Source organism: Amycolatopsis halotolerans, assembly GCF_042647905.1.
GTDB classification, from domain to species: Bacteria; Actinomycetota; Actinomycetes; order Mycobacteriales; family Pseudonocardiaceae; genus Amycolatopsis; species Amycolatopsis halotolerans.
Window position 1 is genome coordinate 122,269 of record NZ_JBHRWI010000015.1, and the last position, 16,991, is coordinate 139,259.

The following is a 16,991-nucleotide window of genomic DNA, read 5'->3' on the forward strand; positions in this document are numbered from 1 at the left end:
AGCAGCGTTGGAAGCCTCGGAAGCGGCGGCGAAGGTCGACCACTGGCTCCGCACCGGCACACCGGTCGACCTGACCACCGGCGAGCACGCCGTGCGCGTCGACCGCGAGCACGTGCTCCGCGTGCCCGAGGGCTGGTACGTCCCCTACGACTCGGCCCGTGCCCTGGACACCGGCGACTGGCTGGCGTCCCTGATCCCGCAGCCCGCGCTCGTGGTGCGCGAGGACGGCGCGCTCCGGCAGCCCGACCTCAGCCCGGAGGGGCGGCTGCCGAGTTCGCCGGTCGCGGCGGGCGGCGAGAGCGACTGGCGCGAAGTCCTGGAGCCCGAGTTCGAACGCAGCGGCGTCGCGTACCTCGGCGTGCCGCTGGAAGCAGTCCTCGCCTGGCGCGAATACGTCGACGGCGCGCCGACCGGCGAGATCCGGATCAACCCCGAATACCGGCAGGGCCCGGAACGGCTCGGGTATCCGCCCGCCGACACGCCGCTGGAGTACCTGCTCGGCTGCGCGGGAACCGGCCGCTACGACCGGCCCCGCTACCTGGCCGGGCTGCTCAACGCCGAGGTGCTCGTGCCGCTCGACCCCGGCCGCGGGCTGCCGCTGGAGCAGCAGTGGGAGGACGAACGGACGATCCTGCGCGTGTACAGCTCCCGGCGCAGGCTGCCGGTCGGCACGGCGCAGTGGCTCCGCGCCGACGTCCTGTCCATCCTCGAAGACTTCCCCGGCGCCGGCCTGCTGATCAACCCGGGATCGTTCCCGTCCGACCGGCTCACCGCCGCGGAATTGGCTCAGGCGCGCAGCGAGTGGCCGCAGTTGCGACCGGCTCCGAGGGTCGTGGAGGTCTCACCGGAGCACTCGGTGCGGGTGGCTGAGACTGCCCGGCTGGTCGGCGAGCGGTTCGGGCTGGCGCAGCCGCTCGCCGGATTGCCCGAGGCAGTGGCGAAAGCCCGCGCGGCCGGGTTCGAACTGTCCGAAGCGGAGTGTGAACGGTTCGTCGTAGGCCGGGCTTGGGAGCGGCACAACGGCGTGGGTCCCGGCGACCTCGAGGCACCGCCGGGACAGGAATGGCCCGATGACCTCGCCGCCAACGGGCTGACGGCCGGTTACGACTCTCTCGGCCGCGTTCGCCCGCACGCCACGGGTTCGGGCAAGTTCTTCCGGCAGGACGCGGACGGCGTCGGCTTCCAATGGCATCGCGTCGCCGGAGCGTTCGTCGGGTTCGCGCTCGGGGAATCGCTCGGGCTGGCCGCGGACCGTTCGCCCGTCGCCGAGTTCGACGGGGAACTAGAGCGAATCGGCCCGCTTACCACGCAGTTGCTGTTCCACACTGACGGTCTCCTGCGGGGACTGCCTGACTTGCGCGAGACCGGCGCTCGTGCGCAACGTCGTTGGCAGGACGCGAGAATCGACGACGGCTGGCTGACGCGGGTCGAGGCATTGCGTTCCCGGGCACCCGCCGCGCCGGATGAGATCAGCTTCCTCGTCCCGGGCCTGGCCGCCGCGCTGTGCGGAGGCGGTCCGGACACCGACGAACGCACTGCGGCGGAAGCGGGCCGTCTGCTCGCCGCGGGCGCGGGTGCCGACGAGCCTGCCGCCGACGCGGCCGCGGCGATCGCCGAACTGTTCGCCCGGCTGTTCCGGCGCGCCGACCCGGTCTTGCCGCCGCATGTGCACGTCGAACAGATGCTGGCCTCCAGGTCGGTGTCCGGCGCGGTCGCCGAGGCCCTGACGAGCGCCGCCCGGGCGCGGGTCGAGCTGATTCGCGCCGACCACGAGGAACTGGACGCGCTCGGCTCCGGGCACACCGCCGCGGACGCAGTCGGCCGGAGCATGACAGCTGTCTTCCGCCGATTCTTCGACCCGCGCTGGACGCTGATGTCGGCGATCCGCCACTCGGGCCGCAGCGCGATCACCGGTGCCCTGGCCGGTGCGGCGCTTGGGGCGAGGTACGGGATGCCCGGGCTGCCCGCCGAGTGGCTGGACCGGCTTGAGTCGCGCGATCTGGTGGAAACCGTTGCGGGTGATGCGTTCTGGTATTTCTCCGCGCATCCGCCGCAGGCTGATTCCCGGTACGCGGCGCAGTGGGCGGAGCGCTATCCGAGAGAGACCCGCTGAACCGAAGCGCTGCCTCCGCAGCGGGGCGAGTTCGCCAACGTCCGTGAGGGGAACCCTGAGGGAATCAGAGTCCCTCAGGGTTCCCCTCACGCACTTGCGGCCTCGCGTGCCGAGTCCTCTTCAGACGCCTGCGCGAACCGTTGCCGGAGAAGCGCCCCGTTCAGTGGCCGTTCAGCCAATCGGCGATGTCCTGCGCCTCCGACTGGCTGAACCAGCCGGTGATCTCCGCCGCGCCGCCGGGCATCGCCCCCTGGACCGAGGGCGCGATGATCACCTGCGTTCCCACCACGATCGCGATCTGCTTGCCGACGCTCTTCGCGGTCAGCTCCGCCCACTTGGCGGAACCGTCCGGGGTGAACGTGACGTCGACCGCGAATCGGGCGGTCCCTTGCACATCGCCCAGGCCCGCCGACTTGATCGCCGAGCCGTCGAGGGCCGCGGGGCCCAGCAGGTACCTGGTGCCGCTCGACCGGGCGCACGCCACCAGGGGCAGAGCGGCGTCGTCCTCCCCTGCCAGCGGATCGGGACGGCCCGATCCGCAGGCGAGGCTCTGGAGCGTCCGCTTCTGCACAGCGGGGTCAGTGCTCTGCCGGTCTTGCGAGCTCGGCGGAGTGCCGGCGGACGCGGTCCCCGCCGAGGCGAGCACCGGCCGGAACCGCAGTTCCTTGGCCGGACTGGCCGCCCGCACCAGGTCGAGGAACGTCGGCGAGCCGACGGGCGGCGGTCCCGAGCCGCATCCGGCCAATGCGAGAAGTGCGATCCCGAGCACCGCCAGCCGCGAAATCCGCTGTCTGGCAGGACGTTCCGGCATGACAACCCCCAGGCTCCATGATCGTTGCCGCGCCAGCATAGGCTTTTCACCCGGCCACGGTGGGCCGCATCGCCGAGGCGGGATCGAGACCGGGTCCTTCCGGCAGCCGGGCCACGAGTCCGCCGGGCAGCCGCACCGGCGCGGCGGACGGGTAGCCGAGTGTCTTCGCCACGTCCGGCTTTGCCAGCGGATAGCGGCGGCCCAGGTCAGTGACCAGAGTCAGCGTGCCGGACGCGGCCTGCGCGGACGGCATCGCCTCGACGAGCACCGCCGAGCCCGGCGGCACGTAGACGCGGTCGGCCAGCGGAGTGCCTGCGGCAGACCGGCCAGCGGTGGACAGCAGCTGGTTTTCCGGCGGCAGTTCCGGACTGACGATCAGCTGCGGCGCGTTCGCGCCGGGTGCGTAGACCGCGCACAGCGTGGCGTCCTGATCGGACAACCGGGCGAGCTGCGGACGGGCGATCGGTGCGGCGTCCGCGGTAGCGGGGACCGGGTCCAGCTGTCGAGCTGCGGCTGCCTCGGCCGGGGCGAGCGGAAGCGCGTGGGGCTGGGCTCCGGAGTAGGCGGCGCGTGCCAACTGAGCGTCGGCCAGCTCAATTTGGTACTGCAACTCGGTGATCGGGCGAAGCGCGTCCGGCTCGGCGGCGTAGTACTGCTGCCCGCCGCCCGCGGTGTGCACGACCAGCAGCGAGCCAGTCAGGACGTCGGATCGCCCGGGCACGGCCGTGGACGGACGGCCAGCCTGCGCAGTCGGGAGCGGCCCGATCGGCGCGCCTTCGGGCACGACGTCCAGCCAGGCCTGGCCCGCCCGAGCCCACGACGCGGCGGTCAGCGCGAGCCCGGTGCCGACTGTGCCGTACTCGGTGATCTTGTGCCGGTAGCCGTGCCAGAGCAGGTAGCGGTCCCCCGTCGACACGAGCTGCACCGGCAGCGCGGCGTCCGACAGGCCGGTCCCGCCGCCCGGTTCGGCCCCGGCCAGCAGGACGGACTCCTGGATCGCGCTCCCCGCCGTGTCGCGAGCGGGAGTCGAGCACAGCGACCACGATCCGGTCCGCAGCCGATCCGGGCCGGGCAGCGCGTCGGGCGCGTCCGGGATCCCGATCCGCGGCCCACGCGGCACTCCTGCCAGCGAATTCCCGGACACAGTCTCGGTCGCCGCGTGCTGCCCGAGCGCCAGCAGGGCGGAGGTGTAGTTCGCGACCGGGTACAGCCTGCCGTTCTGGAAGACGTACCGCGTGCCGGTCTCCTTCTCCACGATCACCGCGGCCTGGCCGCGCCAGGAGTCGTTGCCGCCGGGCACGATCATCCCATAGACGCCGACGCAGGCCAGCGACACGATCGCCAGCGCGAGCCCGGCGAACGCCGCCGCACCGGAGCGGCGGAAGGGCGGCTGTTCGGGGTCGGTCTCCCGGGTGACCAGCGCGGAAATCGCGCGCTGGACGAGGAATTGGTAAGCCTGGAGCTGATCGCGTTTCGACGCCACAGCCCTCAGCCCCCCAGTCCGCGCACGTAGCCGTACAGCCCGAGCACCCAGCACGCGATCGGCACCAGCGAGCACACCAGGAGGATTTCGGAGTACTCCGCGAAGCGGCCGAGATACGGGTTCGGCGCGCGCGTGCTGAACAGGAGCCCCGCCGCGACGACGGCCGCCGCGACCAGGAGCAGGATCGCGCCGGAGGACACCAGCGGCATCGCCCCGGAGCCCAACCCGGTCGCCAGCGCCGCGGCTCCGACCATTCCTGTTGCCAGCAAAGGGATCCGCTGTCGCAGCGTCGGATACAGCCGGGCCCGCACCAGGAATCCGGCGGAGACCACCGCGACCATCGTGACCGAAGCGGCACTGCCCTCATGCACGAGCAGCATTGCGCAGCACACCACCACTGCGGCCGCGCCCGCCAGCATGCCGGTGAGCAGGCCGTCCGCGCGGGCCACCGCGGCGTGCACGCGGTCGATCGGCGGCTGCGGATCGTCCCGGACCAGGTCAGCGGTCGATCGCGGCAGCACCGGCATCGGCACCTTGCCGAGTCGCAGCGCGAGCGGTGCGAACACAATGGACAGTGCCAGGAGTCCGGCGGCGAGTGCGGCCGCTGCCTGGTACGCCGCGAAATCGCCGCTCGCGCTGACGAAACCGCCGATCAAGGCGAAGAATCCGGCGGTGGCCGCACCCGCGAACCACGGTTGCGCCGCGGCGACCCCGAGGTAGCCCGCCACGGCCGCCAGCGCCAGCGTGACCCCCGCGAGCATCACCTGTCCCGGCGCGAGGTCGGTCAACGCGTGCGTCCCGGCGGGCAGCAATCCGCCGCCGAGGAACGCGAACGGCAACGCGACGGCGGCGAGCACCGCGCCCGCCCCGGCGTCTCCGCCCGCCCGGGCGAGAACGACGCCCGCGACCAGCAGCAGTCCAGCGACCGCGAGCGCCCACATCGCCGGACCGGTCCACGGCGCACCGGCGCGCAGCACGGTGACCAGTCCTAACAGGACAGTCGCGCCGCCCGCGGCCAGTCCCGCCGTGCGCGTGTGCCGCGGCCCCCACGCCCGGCCGAGCCCGGTCGCGCCGGTCGCGATCGCGTCGACCACGTCGTCGTACTCCGGTTCCGGCCAGTCGGCCCTGGCCGGCAGCAGATGCAGCACCTCGCCGTCGCGGACACGGTGCCCCGCGAGCGTGCGGCCGAGGTCGAACCGCGCCCCGTCGGGACGGCGCAGCTGCCAGCCGCCGCCTGCCGCACCGTCGTCGGCCAGGCCCTCGCCCGCGCGGGCGAGCAGGCCCGGCAGCAGCTCCGCGACACTCGCGTGCTCGGGGAGCGCCATGTCGATCCGTCGTTTCGGGGCGGCGATCGTGACTCTGATCAAGCCGGCTGTCTGCATGCGCTCACCTTCTCCCGGGAACTGCCGCCGCGGGGTGCCGAGGCAGGAACCTGCCGCCGACCCGGGCGGCGCATTGTATGTCTACAAAGGACTTCCAGACACGGCAATACCCTTGCCCCATCAGTATTTTCGGAGCAAGGGCAGGCCAAGGGGTCGCCGTCAGGCACACACTCCGCGAAGGGCGGTTTCGAGCCGGGCGGCGAAGTCCAGGACGGTGTCCGCGCGCAGCTGCCAGCCAGACGAGACCGCGCGGTGCAGCGTGCGCACCACCAGGACCGCGCCGTCCGCACCCGGGGTGATCATCAGCAGGCGATCGACGTCCCAGCTCTGGTGGGCAGTGCCGCTCGGCAGCGTTTTCGTCTGGCCCGCGCGGGTGCTCGACAGGCGGTTGGCGGCTTCGAGCAGGCCCGCGTCGGCGTTCAGCCGGTCCGCGACCGCCGGGTCGCCCTCGAACGGGGCGAGTCCCCGGCCGCCGGGCGCGCTCAGCGACACCCGGACCGGGCTCGGCAGGCGCAGCGGCACCGCGTAGACCAACGCGCCCAAGCCGAGCGCCCGGCGCACCGCGGTGCGGCCGCTCATGACCGCGGCGCGGAGTTCGAACGGGCGGGGCTGCTGAGCGTCGAGGTAGACGAAGCAGTCGGTCGGCGCGGGCATGCCGCTGAAGCGTTCGCGCGGCGGCAGAAGGCTGCCTGCCGGGACGCCGGTGCTGTTGCCCGGCAAGGTCATCGCCGCCGGAGCGGCGGCGAGGCCGAGTTCCTTCCGCACGGTCGCGGCGACGTCGGCGGTGACCGTGGCGGGTTCGGCGCGACGGCCGGTCCACAAGGCGGCGGACATCGGAATTCCCCCTTCGGTTTTCAGGCCGTGCGCGCGGAGGCGCTCAACTCGGCGAAACGCGCTGAAGCGGCTTGCAATTCGGACTGGAAGCGGCCCGGCCGCAGCTGCGCGAGTTCCTGCCAGCTGTCCACCGCCGCGCGCGCCTTGGCCAGCGCGTCCTGTCCGCGGGCGGCCAGCGCGTCGCGCTCGGCGTCGAACTGCTGCGCCTGCCGGAGGACGGCCTGCGAGCGGTCCTCGACCGGCGCCGGAGCGGCGGCTTCCGTGCGGGCGACGCGGCGCTTGCGGATCGTCATGCTCAGCCAGCCGACGCCGAAGATGATCAGACCGGTGAGGATCGGCTTGGCGAGAATGTGCCAGATGTCCATGGGTGGTTCCTTGTCCGTTCCAGGCGGCGCCGGGCCGCCGAAGCTGTGGTGACGGGACCGAAACTAGGTCGCGGCGGATGAGGTTTCGATGACACGCGCACGCGAGGCAGGAACCTGCCCGGGCGTTGCGCCGGACGGGCCCGCACAGGGGAGAATGGCAGCCATGAGCATCGGGGTGGGCGAGGAGCGGCTGCTCGCCGAGGGACCGGTCGCCAAGGTCTACGCGGGCCGGCTGGCGGGCGAGGACGTGGCGGTCAAGGTGTTCGACGGCGTCCTCGACCGCGACACGGCGGCCCGGTTCGACCGGGAGCGCAAGGCACTCGCCGCCGTGCGCGGCGAACGGGCGATCCTGCCCGCCGACGAGGTCGGCGAGCTGTCGGGCGGCCGTCTCGGCGTGCGGATGGAGCTGTGCCAGCGGTCGCTGGCGCACCTGCTCGACGGACAGCTGCCGGTGCGCGACGTCCTCGCCGTCGGCTGGACCGTCTCGGCCGCGCTGGCCGCGGCGCATCAGGTGGGCGTCGTGCACGGCGGGGTGACGCCGCACAACGTGCTGCTGCGCCGTTCGGGGGAACTCGCTCTCGCCGACTTCGGGCTGGCCTTGCGCCGCCGCTTCCCGCGCGATCCGCTGCACGCGGTGGACTACGCCGCCCCGGAAACGCTGCGGGACGACGCCCTCTCCGAGGCGAGCGACCTGTACGGCCTCGGCGCGGTGCTCTACACGGCGCTGACTGGTTCGTCGCCGTTCCCGCGCCACACCGGGCAGCAGCGGGCCGAACGGATCCTGCAGGTGTTCCGTGATCCCGTGCCGCCGATCCGGGTGCCCGGTGCGCCGCCCGCGCTGGCCGACCTGATCGGACGGCTGCTGGCCAAGGACCCGGCGGACCGGCCGCAAGACCCCGCCGCGGTGGCGGAGACGCTGGAGCGGCTGTACCAGGCGAGCGCGGCACCGGCCGAGGTGGAATTCGACGATTTCGCGGGGCATGGGCAGCAGGGTGGGTTTGGCGGGATGGCACCGCAGCCGGGCGGGTTCGGCGGGGTGCCGCAGCCGGGCGGGTTCGGCGGGGTGCCGCAGCCGGGAGGATGGCCTGGTACCGCGCCTCAGGCGGGCGGTTCCGCCGCGACCCAGCCTGGCGGTTGGCCCGGCTCAGGCCAGCAGGCCGGGAATTTCGCCGCTCTTCAACAACCCGGCGGTTCGGGTGGCGCGGCACAGCAACCCGGCGGCTGGCCCGTTCCCGCCCAACAGCCCGGCAGCGACGCCGCACTCCACCAGCAGCCCGGCGGTTTGGGCAGCGCGGCACAGCAACCCAGCGAATGGCCCGTTCCCGCCCAGCAGCCCGGCAGCGACGCCGCACTCCACCAGCAGCCCGGCGGCCAGCAAAGCCCCCCGGCGCAGGTGCCCGGAATCGGCCAAGCGCCGCCGCAGCCAGACGGCAGTCCCATCGCCGCACCACACCAACCCGCCGACTCGCCAGGCCCCGCCCCACTGCTGGGCGGCTTCACCACATCCCAGCACCAACCCGGCGGCGCGGGTGGCTCTCCGCAGCAGATCGCGGGCTTCTCCGGCGCACCGCACCAACCCGCCGACTCCCCCAACTTCGCCGCACCCCAACACCAACCCGGCAGCCCGGTCAGCGCGCCACAGCAGCCCGGCAGCTTCTCCAACGCACCACACCAACCCGCCAGCTCCCCCAACTTAGCCGTGCCCCAGCACCAACTCGGCGGCTCGGACAGCGCGCCACAGCAACCCGCCAGCTCCCCCAGCTTCGCCGCGCCTCAACAACCCAACGGCCTGGGCGGCGTTCCTCAGCACCCCACCAACGTCTCCGGACCAACCGCCCCCGGCCGGACGCTCCTGCATACCTTCGACGACACCAAAGAACCCCGCCGCACCAAGAAGCTGCCCGGCATCGCCTGGTGGCCCGCTCTCGCCGCCGGGCTGGTCGCGGCCGTCGGCGCGCTGATCGCGGTGCCGATGCTCACCTCAAAACAAGACCCCCGGCCCGCGCTCCCGCTCGCGACCGCGCCGTCGTCCGGGCAGCTGCCGCCTGCCGAGCGGGCCCCGGTGCCGGACGTGCATCTCGCCCTCGCCGCACCGGCCGATCTCGGCACTCAGATCAAGCTTTCCTGGACTGCCGAGGGGAATCTGGACTTCGCGGTCGTCGTGGGGGCCGAGCGCATCGCGCCGATGGTCCTCACCGCCCACCGCAATCGGACGATGTCGGTTCCCGTCGACCCGGCGCGCAAGTACTGCTTCCAGATCCGCGCGACGGACGGCAGCCACGTCTACGAAACCCCGCCGGTTCCGATCCGCGGCGCGGTCTGCACTTCCTGACCGCACTGTCCTAAGCAGACCGCCGGAACAACGAGCGCGGGTCGAAAACCGCACGCACCCGGCTCAGCAAGGGGCGCCCGGCCAGCGCCCGCCGCAGTTCCCGGATTTCCATCCACGCCACCCCGACCGCACTCTCCGACGGCGGGAACCGCGACCACAGCGCGGAATCCATCACGCCGGACAGCCGCAGCACCGGATCGCGCACCCGCTCCCCCAGCGCCGACCCGGCCGATTCCGCCAGGTCCCGGGGCGTCATGCCGACTCGGTAAGCGACCCCGTGCGCACGCAGCCGATCTCGGGCTTCCGCCCAGGCGCCGAAAATCGCGTCTTTGCCCAAGCGACGGCGTCGGCGTCTCGTCCGGAGAAGCTTCGCCAGCGGCACGGCGACCAGCCCGCACAGCATCAGCCCAGGCACGACCGCCGCGGCGATCCACCACGGCCAGCCAGCCGATCCGGAAACGAACGAGGCGGCTTCCGGCTTGCTGTCCGGCGGCGCCACCGGCGGCTGGAGTTTTTCCAGCGGCGGCAGCTGCGACTGCGCCCGTCCCGCCGCACCCGCCAGCCCGGACGACTTGGCGGACGTGGCCGCGGACTTCGTCGGGTCCAGCGGCACCCAGCCCACCCCGGCGACCGCCACCTCCGGCCACGCCAGCGCGTCTCCCCCGTGCACGACGTGCGCCCCGGCGGTGTCCGCGCCGCGGTAGCCGACCACGAGCCGGGCGGGGATGCCGGTGATCCGGGCCAGCGCGACGTACGCGGCGGCGAACTGTTCGCTCGTCCCCCGTTTCGAGACGGTCAGGAACTGCCGCAGCTGCGGCCAGGACGCCCCGGTCGGCAGATCGTCGCCGACCGCGAGCTGGTAGTTCTGCTGGAGAAATCGCTGCAGCTGCAACGCGGACTGGAACGTCGGGCGCAGGCCGTGCACCGCTGTCCAGGCAAGCTGGGCGACGTCGTCGGGCACTGCGCCGACACCGCCGAGCCCGCCCGGCGCTTGCGCATCGACCGATGCGGTGGCGAGGTACTGAGCGTCTGCCTCCGGCGCCGACCAGGTCATCCGGTAGTCGGTCTGCCCGCCCGGCGAAGCCGAAAGCAGCACGCCCGCGCCGGGGTCCACCAGCGGCGCGGCGCCGGTCACGCTGGTCAAGCCCGGCTGGCTGGGCAGCCACGGACCGGACAACGGCGGCACGCTCAGCTCCGCCGAGACCTCCGGCGCGCCGGGAATGCCGTCGAGACTCTGGCCGAGCCGGCGCAGTTTCGGTTCGGCCGACCAGTTCGCCCCGTCGAACCCGTTCAGCACGACCAGCCGCCACCGGTCGACCGGAGCGGTGCTGCGGTAGCTGAACACCGGACGCGCCGGGTCGGCCAGCTGCCCAGCGATCTCGTCGAGCGGGTTGCTGACCGGGGTTTGCGGGGGCGGCATCGGATGGCCGTCGGCGAGCCGGAACGGCTCCCGTCCCGCCGGGTCGGGCCCGCCGAAAGCGACTGCTCCGGCGGCGATCCCGACCACCAGCGGCAGCACCGCCAACGCAGCCGCACCGGATGGCCGACGCAGCCGTAGAGAACCGCCGCCGGGCCGCGACGCCCACAGCAACAGCCCAGCTGGCGCGAAATAGGCGACGGCTGCGTACAGCGCGGTGAACCCGCTCAGCGCCTGATACGCCTGCGCCAGACCCGCCACGGCCAGGCTTGGCAGCAGCGCCACGAGCGGCATTCGCAGACGCAGCACCAGTTCCAGCCCGAGCACGACGGCCAGCAGCACCGCCAGCGGCACGAACAGCAGCTGTCCGGCGTCCGGCCGCGCGGGCCAGGTCGATTGCAGGGTCTGCAGCCAGCTCTCGGTCAGCCCGTGGCTCAATCCCCGCAGCGAGGCGCTCGTGGGCAATCCGGAGACGGTGGTCGAAAACAGCGTGGTCTCAACGATTCCGAGCAATCCGGCGACTAGCACGAGCAGCGGACGCCACGCCGTCAGGCGCGGCAGGCGAAGGCACAGCTCGGCAATCGCGTAGCCGAGCAGCACGACCACGAGCACCGGCAACAACAACGCCGACAACCCGAAAACCGGCGCGAACAACAGCCCGGCCACCGCGGTGGAGCCGAGCAGTCCGGTCACCGCCGTCCGGGCGTTCACCCTTCGCCCCGGGCATTCCACTTCGCCGCCGCGTCCGCCGCATCCACCGCGTCGATCGAACCGGCGCGCACGCCCGGCTCGCGAACGCCCAGCCGGACCACAGTGTCCGGACGCCAGCGCAGCGCCGCCCCGAGATCGGCCTCCGGCCCGGTGACCACGACCAGCGCCCCGCCCGGCCGCGCGCCGGCCAGCCGCGCCGCGGGAAGCAGCAGCGAATCGTCCGAATCTTGCGTAGCCAGACACAGTTCGTCCAACAGCAAGCGAGCCGTCGGAACCCCGCTCCCCACCGGGGTTTCGAGCCCGGACGACGTCAGCAACCGGCAGTGCTGGCCCGCCGTCGCGGACGCGTACAGCAGCGACGCCACGACTTCGACGGCTTCCTCGAACACCTCCGGCCGCATCGCCGCCGACCGGGTGTCCAGCACCGCGGTCAGCCGCGATTGCGCCGGATCGGCGTAGTCGCGCACCATCAATCGCCCGGTTCGCGCGCTGGCTTTCCAGTGCAGGTGCCGGACTTCGTCGCCGAGCATGTACTCGCGCACGGCCAGCAAATCCGCGGAACCGCGCAGCGGCGGATCGGTGATCGGGCCGTCGTGGTGGTGGCGCGGATGTCCCGCGGCGGCCGGGCGCATCGGGTTCAGCCGCGGGTACACCCACAGGCACGCGGCCGCGCCCAGCGTCCGGTCGGCGCGCGCGAACCCGAACGGATCCGACCGGTGCAGCACCAGCGGACCGACCTCGAGCCTGCCGCGCACGGTGGTCGGAAGCTCGTAGTGATAGGTCGCCGCGGCACCGGGCGCGAGCGCGCGGACCTGCACCTCGCGGATGTCCGCGCCGACGCAATCCTGCGCGGAGAACCCGCCGTGCCGTCGCTCGCTTTCGTTGCGCACCGTCAAAGTCGCCAGTGCCGGACGGCCGCGTTCGATGCGTTCCGGGTGCACGGACCGCGAGACCTCGGCCTTCGGCCGGGCCCGGGTCACGAGCACCGCGGCGAGCACGGTGCCGGCCACGATCCCGGCGAGCACGCGCAGCAGCGGATATCCGGCCAGTTCGCCGAGCGCGTAGCCCAGCACAGCACCGGCGAGCGCCGCGATTCCGCGGCGGGTGAGCCGCACGTCTCAGCGCCCGGGCGCGGCCGTCGGGGCGGCGGTGTCGGCGAGCAGTTCGGCCACGACGTCCTCGGGCCGCCGCTGGTTCAACTCGGCGTCGGGGGTCAGCACCAGCCGGTGGCACAGCACCGGAAGCGCCACGTCCTTCACGTCGTCCGGGGTCACGTAATCGCGGCCGTGCGTGGCCGCGAGACCTTGTCCGGCACGGATCAGCGCGATGCTGCCGCGCGGGCTCACGCCGTAGCGCACGGCCGGATGGCTGCGGCTCGCCGCGGCGAGGCGGACTGCGTACGACACGACCTCGGGTGCCAGGTACGCCTGCCGCACGCGGGCGATGACCTGCTGCACGTCTTCGATCCGCAGCACCGGCCGCAATTCGTCGGCGGTGACGCCCGCGCAGTCGCCCATCACGACCATCACTTCCGCGTCGTGGCTCGGGTAGCCGACCGACAACCGCATCAGGAACCGGTCCAGCTGCGCCTCGGGCAGCCGGTAGGTGCCCTCCATCTCGATCGGGTTCTGGGTCGCCACCACCAGGAACGGCCGCGGCACCGGCTGGGTGACCGCGTCGACCGTGACCCGCCGCTCGGCCATCGCCTCCAGCAGCGCCGCCTGCGTTTTCGGGGTGCCGCGGTTGATTTCGTCGGCGAGCACCACGTTCGCGAAGATCCCGCCGGGGTGGAACTGGAACTTCTCGGCGTGCTGGTGGTAGACCATCACGCCGAGGATGTCGCCGGGCAGCAGGTCCGGGGTGAACTGGATGCGGTTCCACCGGCCGCCGACGCTGGCCGCGAGGCACCGCGCGAGCGTGGTCTTCCCGACGCCGGGCACGTCCTCGATCAGCAAGTGCCCCTCGGCGAACAGCGCCGCGACCGCCATCCGGACGACGTCCGGGTGGCCGCGCAGCACCGTCTGCACGTTGTCGGCAATGAGGTCGTAGGCCGCTTTCGGCGTGAAGCTCACGTTCGCCCTTCTCATGAAGTGGTCGGAACGCCGGTCCAGCTGTCGTTCGCCGAACCCGCGGAATTCCGGATCGTAGCCTTGATGGTGATCGCGCCTCCCCAGATCACGTTGGAAATCGTGAGCTGGGTGGTGCCGGAACAGGACTTCGCGGGCGAAGTCGCGCCCATGAACGAGGCCTGGCAGGTGGCCGCGCCGCCGTTGGGGTCCGCGTTGACCGTCACGATCAGCGCGTTCGTGCTGCGCACGCTCGTGATCTTCACCGACGGCGGGCCGGACGCGAGGGTCGCCCGCGCCGAACCGGGACTGCCGGTCATCTGCCCGCCCGAGCCGTACGAGGTGATCGCGCGGACCGTGAAAGTGATGGTGCCGCTCAGACCCTGGAAACTGGTCGACGTTCCGGACACCGACCGGTCGCCCTGTCCGGACGCGCTCACCGCGTAGTGGTCGAGGTCGGCTCCGTGCAGGTCCGGGGTCGTCCAGCTCACCGAGACCGCGCCGTTCGACCCGACGGTCGCGGTGACCTTCGGCGCCTCCGCGGCACCGCCCGGCACGACCGAGCGGGAACTCGCCGCCGCGCCCCGGCCCGCGGAGTTTTCCGCGGCCACGCTGAAGGAATAGGACTGGCCGTTGGTCAACCCGTCCACGGTGACCCGCGACCGCCCACCGTCCACTGTGGTCGAACCGCCGGACCAGGACACGACATACCGGACCACGCGGGACCCGTTGCCGGGAGCGGACGTCCACATCACCGTCGCCGAGCCGGTGCCCGCGGTCGCGCGGACGTTGCGCGGCGCGCCCGGCGGGGTCGGCTTCGCGACCGGCGGGGGCGGGTTGTCCCGCTGCGCGGGCGGGCCCGGCGGCGCGGGCGGCTGGCTGCTGGGCGTGGTCTCCGGCTGCGGCGGCGGGGTCGGCTTGGGCTGGGTCTTCGCGCTGACGTCCACGTCCGCGGCCACGCCGTTGCCGCCGTCGACGACAACCATGTGCGAGCCGTCGTGGTTGTCGACGTAGATCCGGTGGTCCTGGCCGAGCGACAGCCGCGCTTCGCCGCCGCCCTCGGGCACCGCCTTGCTGCTCTTCAGCGTGCCCTTGCTGTCGTAGGTGCGCACCTCGTGCCGGGCCTGGTCGACCACGGCGACGGTGTGCGAGGTCGCGACCGGGCCCACGTAGTGGCCGCCCTTCTCCAGCGGGACCGACACCGGCCGCGCGACCGGACGGTTCTGCAGCAGGCCGGCGGCGTCGATCAGGTGCAGCTGGCCGTGGTCCGGGTCCACGACCGCGAGCCGCCCGTCGACGTCGTCGCTCGCCACCTGCGCGGTCGCGGGCAGTGAAAGGCCGAGGTCAGCCGGTTCGCCGAGCCCGTTCGCGCCGACCGAGCGGAGCACGCTGGCCGTCGTGTCGAGCACGACGGGGCGGTCGCCGACGATCGAGAGCGACGCGTCGTGTCCCTGCGGCAGCTGCGCGGGGCAGGTCAGGAGCGTGGCGCCGCGCGGGAGGTCGCAGATCGAGCCGTTGTCGATGCGGTGCACCCAGACCGTGCCGTCGGACGTCGTCACCGGCGCGGACAGCGGGCCGCCGGTCGGCGCGGTGGCCGCCGGGTCGCCGAGGCGCGCGATCTGCCCGGCGTTGCGGTACACGAGGTACGGGCCGCCCGCGACCTCCAGCACGACCGGTTCCTCGGCGGCGGGCGGCGCTTTGCTGCTCTCGACGCCGAGCGTCGACTTGCTGAACTCGGTGATCCGCGTCCGGTCGACGACGTAGCCCGAACGGCCGCCTTGCGCCACGGGGCTGCCCGCCTCCGCGCCGGGGACGGCCGCCTGGGCGTCGACCTGGCCGGTCGCGCCGTCGACGTGCACCGCCGACTGCGACGAGGTGTTGTAGACCCAGTGCCCGGCGTCCGCGAACTGCAGGTCCGTGGGCAGCGACGCGTGCCCGGTGACGGCGATGCCGACCACGGCCAGGGCGGCGACGACGACCGTCCCCAGCCGGAACATGGCGGCGCGCCTCGCGCGCGGCGTTTCTGTGGTCACCGGAGGACCGTAACGGCGTCGGCTACAGCCGGGATACATCCGGAACCCATGCCCGGACGCTAGAGGACGCCGTTGAAATCCTGATTAAACGTGCTGTCACGGAAACCTCAGCTTCTCCCCGCGACCCTGTCCGGGACGTGAGGAGGCTGCCGTGACCCATCCCGGCGAGGCACATCCCGGCCGGCGCGCCAGCGCCCCGGCGCGAGGAGTCCCGGAGCCGACGCCGCTCGCCCGGCCGATCGGCCAGGGCCAGCAGATCCCCGTACCGGCGGACGCCCAGGCAGCGGCCCGCACCGCGGCACTGGCCGCCTTGACCGCGGCGAGAGCAGCGGCTCCTTCCCCCGTGGCGACCTATGCCCAGCCGTGGCGCCCGGTCGTGACAACACCGCCCCCGACTCCGGTACGCCTTCCGACTGAGCGACGTCGCCGATGGGGCGCGCTGCAGGTTGTCTGCTGGCAGCTGGTGCTGGTGGCAGCTGTCCTGGCGATCGGCCGACCGTGGCCGGTGGCGGCCACGATCGGGCTCGGCGCCGTGGCGCTGCTGACCCTGACTTCACTGCGGTACCGCGGTCGCTGGGGCTACGAGTGGCTGTCGCTTTCCCTGGGCTACGCGCTGCGCGACCGGGAACGCGAGCTGGCCGACGCTGACGAGACCGGCCGGGCTCTGCTGCGCACGCTGTCGCCGGAAGGTTCCGGACATCCCGGGCAACTCGGCGACGATCCCGTGTTCCTCTTCAGCCGCACGGACGGGATCTCCGCCGTCCTGCGCCCGAACTCGCTTCCGCCGACGCCGATCCCGGGCCCCGAAGCGCTGCTGCCGCCCGCCGAACCTGGCACCGGCTTCGTAGCGCAGGTGCTTTACCACACGGGCGTCGACCGTCAGCAACCACCTCGGATTTGGCTTGCGCTGCAAGCATTGCGCACCGTCGAGCGGTACGAGGACGATGCGGTGCGCCAAGCGCTGACCAACGCGCTGCGGCGCGTGCAGCGTCGCCTGCGCCGCGACGGCGTGCCGACGACTCCGTTGGGAGAGCCCGAATTTCTCGGCTCGCTCGCGTCGCTCGCGCACGTTACCGCTGGCCGCACTCAGGTCCGGGAGCAGTGGCGGCTTTGGCACAGCGGCTCGGTGTCCCAGACCGCGTTCCGGCTGGACGGCTGGTCCGATCTCCCGCCCGCGACGACTCCCCGGCTGATCCACGCGGTGCTGGGCGCGACGTCCCAGACCGCGGTGACGCTGTCGCTGACGGCTCGCCGTTCGGGTGGGGTGCCTGAGGTGGTGGCCGTCGTGCGTGTCGCTTCTCCGCATGCGGCGACGGTCGAGCGGGCGGGCGAGGTGCTGGCTCGGCTTGCCGGGGAATGGGGGCTGCGGCTGGATCGGCTTGAGGGGCGTCAGCATGACGGGTTGACGGCGACCTTGCCGCTGGGGGCGGTTTGCTGAGTCTCG

At 72.9% G+C, this 16,991-nt stretch carries 12 protein-coding genes; 3 read left to right on the forward strand and 9 right to left on the reverse strand.

Annotated elements, in window-relative coordinates:
- The first annotated feature begins 7 nt into the window (after positions 1 to 7).
- Positions 8 to 2,113, forward strand: a complete 2,106-nt coding sequence (locus ACFORO_RS10785; RefSeq protein ID WP_377868625.1) for a YrhB domain-containing protein — start codon at positions 8 to 10, stop codon at positions 2,111 to 2,113.
- A gap of 160 nt (positions 2,114 to 2,273) precedes the next feature.
- On the opposite strand, the gene ACFORO_RS10790 is transcribed toward ACFORO_RS10785, so the two are convergent.
- The 5 genes from ACFORO_RS10790 to ACFORO_RS10810 form a co-directional block, all read right to left on the reverse strand.
- The gene (locus ACFORO_RS10790) at positions 2,274 to 2,924 is read right to left on the reverse strand and encodes a SecDF P1 head subdomain-containing protein (protein ID WP_377868624.1); all 651 of its coding nucleotides are present in this window, start codon (positions 2,922 to 2,924) and stop codon (positions 2,274 to 2,276) included.
- A 46-nt stretch (positions 2,925 to 2,970) separates the two neighbouring features.
- Complete coding sequence (eccB, locus tag ACFORO_RS10795) at positions 2,971 to 4,407, reverse strand: type VII secretion protein EccB (RefSeq protein ID WP_377868623.1); 1,437 nt, start codon at positions 4,405 to 4,407, stop codon at positions 2,971 to 2,973.
- A gap of 5 nt (positions 4,408 to 4,412) precedes the next feature.
- Complete coding sequence (gene eccD, locus ACFORO_RS10800) at positions 4,413 to 5,789, reverse strand: type VII secretion integral membrane protein EccD (protein ID WP_377896539.1); 1,377 nt, start codon at positions 5,787 to 5,789, stop codon at positions 4,413 to 4,415.
- Between the two features lie 159 nt (positions 5,790 to 5,948).
- Positions 5,949 to 6,623 carry a hypothetical protein gene (locus tag ACFORO_RS10805; RefSeq protein ID WP_377868621.1) on the reverse strand — a complete coding sequence of 225 codons (675 nt, stop codon included), beginning with the start codon at positions 6,621 to 6,623 and terminating at the stop codon, positions 5,949 to 5,951.
- 20 nt (positions 6,624 to 6,643) lie between these two features.
- On the reverse strand, positions 6,644 to 6,988 hold the full coding sequence (locus ACFORO_RS10810; RefSeq protein ID WP_377868620.1) for a hypothetical protein: 345 nt from the start codon (positions 6,986 to 6,988) through the stop codon (positions 6,644 to 6,646).
- A gap of 163 nt (positions 6,989 to 7,151) precedes the next feature.
- On the opposite strand from ACFORO_RS10810, the gene ACFORO_RS10815 reads away from it, so the two are divergent.
- A complete protein-coding gene (locus ACFORO_RS10815) occupies positions 7,152 to 9,320 on the forward strand; it encodes a serine/threonine protein kinase (protein ID WP_377868619.1) in 2,169 nt (722 codons plus the stop codon).
- A gap of 10 nt (positions 9,321 to 9,330) precedes the next feature.
- Here ACFORO_RS10815 and ACFORO_RS10820 read toward each other — a convergent pair whose 3' ends face one another.
- The 4 genes from ACFORO_RS10820 to ACFORO_RS10835 are packed head-to-tail and all read right to left on the reverse strand — an operon-like array spanning position 9,331 to position 15,547.
- Complete coding sequence (locus tag ACFORO_RS10820) at positions 9,331 to 11,448, reverse strand: transglutaminase TgpA family protein (protein ID WP_377868618.1); 2,118 nt, start codon at positions 11,446 to 11,448, stop codon at positions 9,331 to 9,333.
- The gene (locus ACFORO_RS10825) at positions 11,445 to 12,563 is read right to left on the reverse strand and encodes a DUF58 domain-containing protein (protein ID WP_377868617.1); all 1,119 of its coding nucleotides are present in this window, start codon (positions 12,561 to 12,563) and stop codon (positions 11,445 to 11,447) included. The genes ACFORO_RS10820 and ACFORO_RS10825 overlap by 4 nt, the downstream gene beginning before the upstream one ends.
- 3 nt (positions 12,564 to 12,566) lie before the next feature.
- On the reverse strand, positions 12,567 to 13,520 hold the full coding sequence (locus ACFORO_RS10830) for an AAA family ATPase (RefSeq protein ID WP_377868616.1): 954 nt from the start codon (positions 13,518 to 13,520) through the stop codon (positions 12,567 to 12,569).
- Positions 13,521 to 13,531: 11 nt separating this feature from the next.
- Positions 13,532 to 15,547, reverse strand: coding sequence for a fibronectin type III domain-containing protein (locus tag ACFORO_RS10835; protein WP_377868615.1), 2,016 nt, complete (start codon positions 15,545 to 15,547; stop codon positions 13,532 to 13,534).
- A gap of 151 nt (positions 15,548 to 15,698) precedes the next feature.
- Here ACFORO_RS10835 and ACFORO_RS10840 point away from each other — a divergent pair, with 151 nt between their 5' ends.
- On the forward strand, positions 15,699 to 16,985 hold the full coding sequence (locus ACFORO_RS10840; protein ID WP_377868614.1) for a type VII secretion protein EccE: 1,287 nt from the start codon (positions 15,699 to 15,701) through the stop codon (positions 16,983 to 16,985).
- Positions 16,986 to 16,991 lie beyond the last annotated feature (6 nt).

Coding starts and splice junctions, on each gene's coding strand:
- ACFORO_RS10790 (WP_377868624.1), bottom strand. CDS start 2,924: ATGCCGGAACGTCCTGCCAGACAGCGGATTTCGCGGCTGGCGGTGCTC.
- eccD (WP_377896539.1), bottom strand. CDS start 5,789: ATGCAGACAGCCGGCTTGATCAGAGTCACGATCGCCGCCCCGAAACGA.
- ACFORO_RS10805 (WP_377868621.1), bottom strand. CDS start 6,623: ATGTCCGCCGCCTTGTGGACCGGCCGTCGCGCCGAACCCGCCACGGTC.
- ACFORO_RS10810 (WP_377868620.1), bottom strand. CDS start 6,988: ATGGACATCTGGCACATTCTCGCCAAGCCGATCCTCACCGGTCTGATC.
- ACFORO_RS10815 (WP_377868619.1), top strand. CDS start 7,152: ATGAGCATCGGGGTGGGCGAGGAGCGGCTGCTCGCCGAGGGACCGGTC.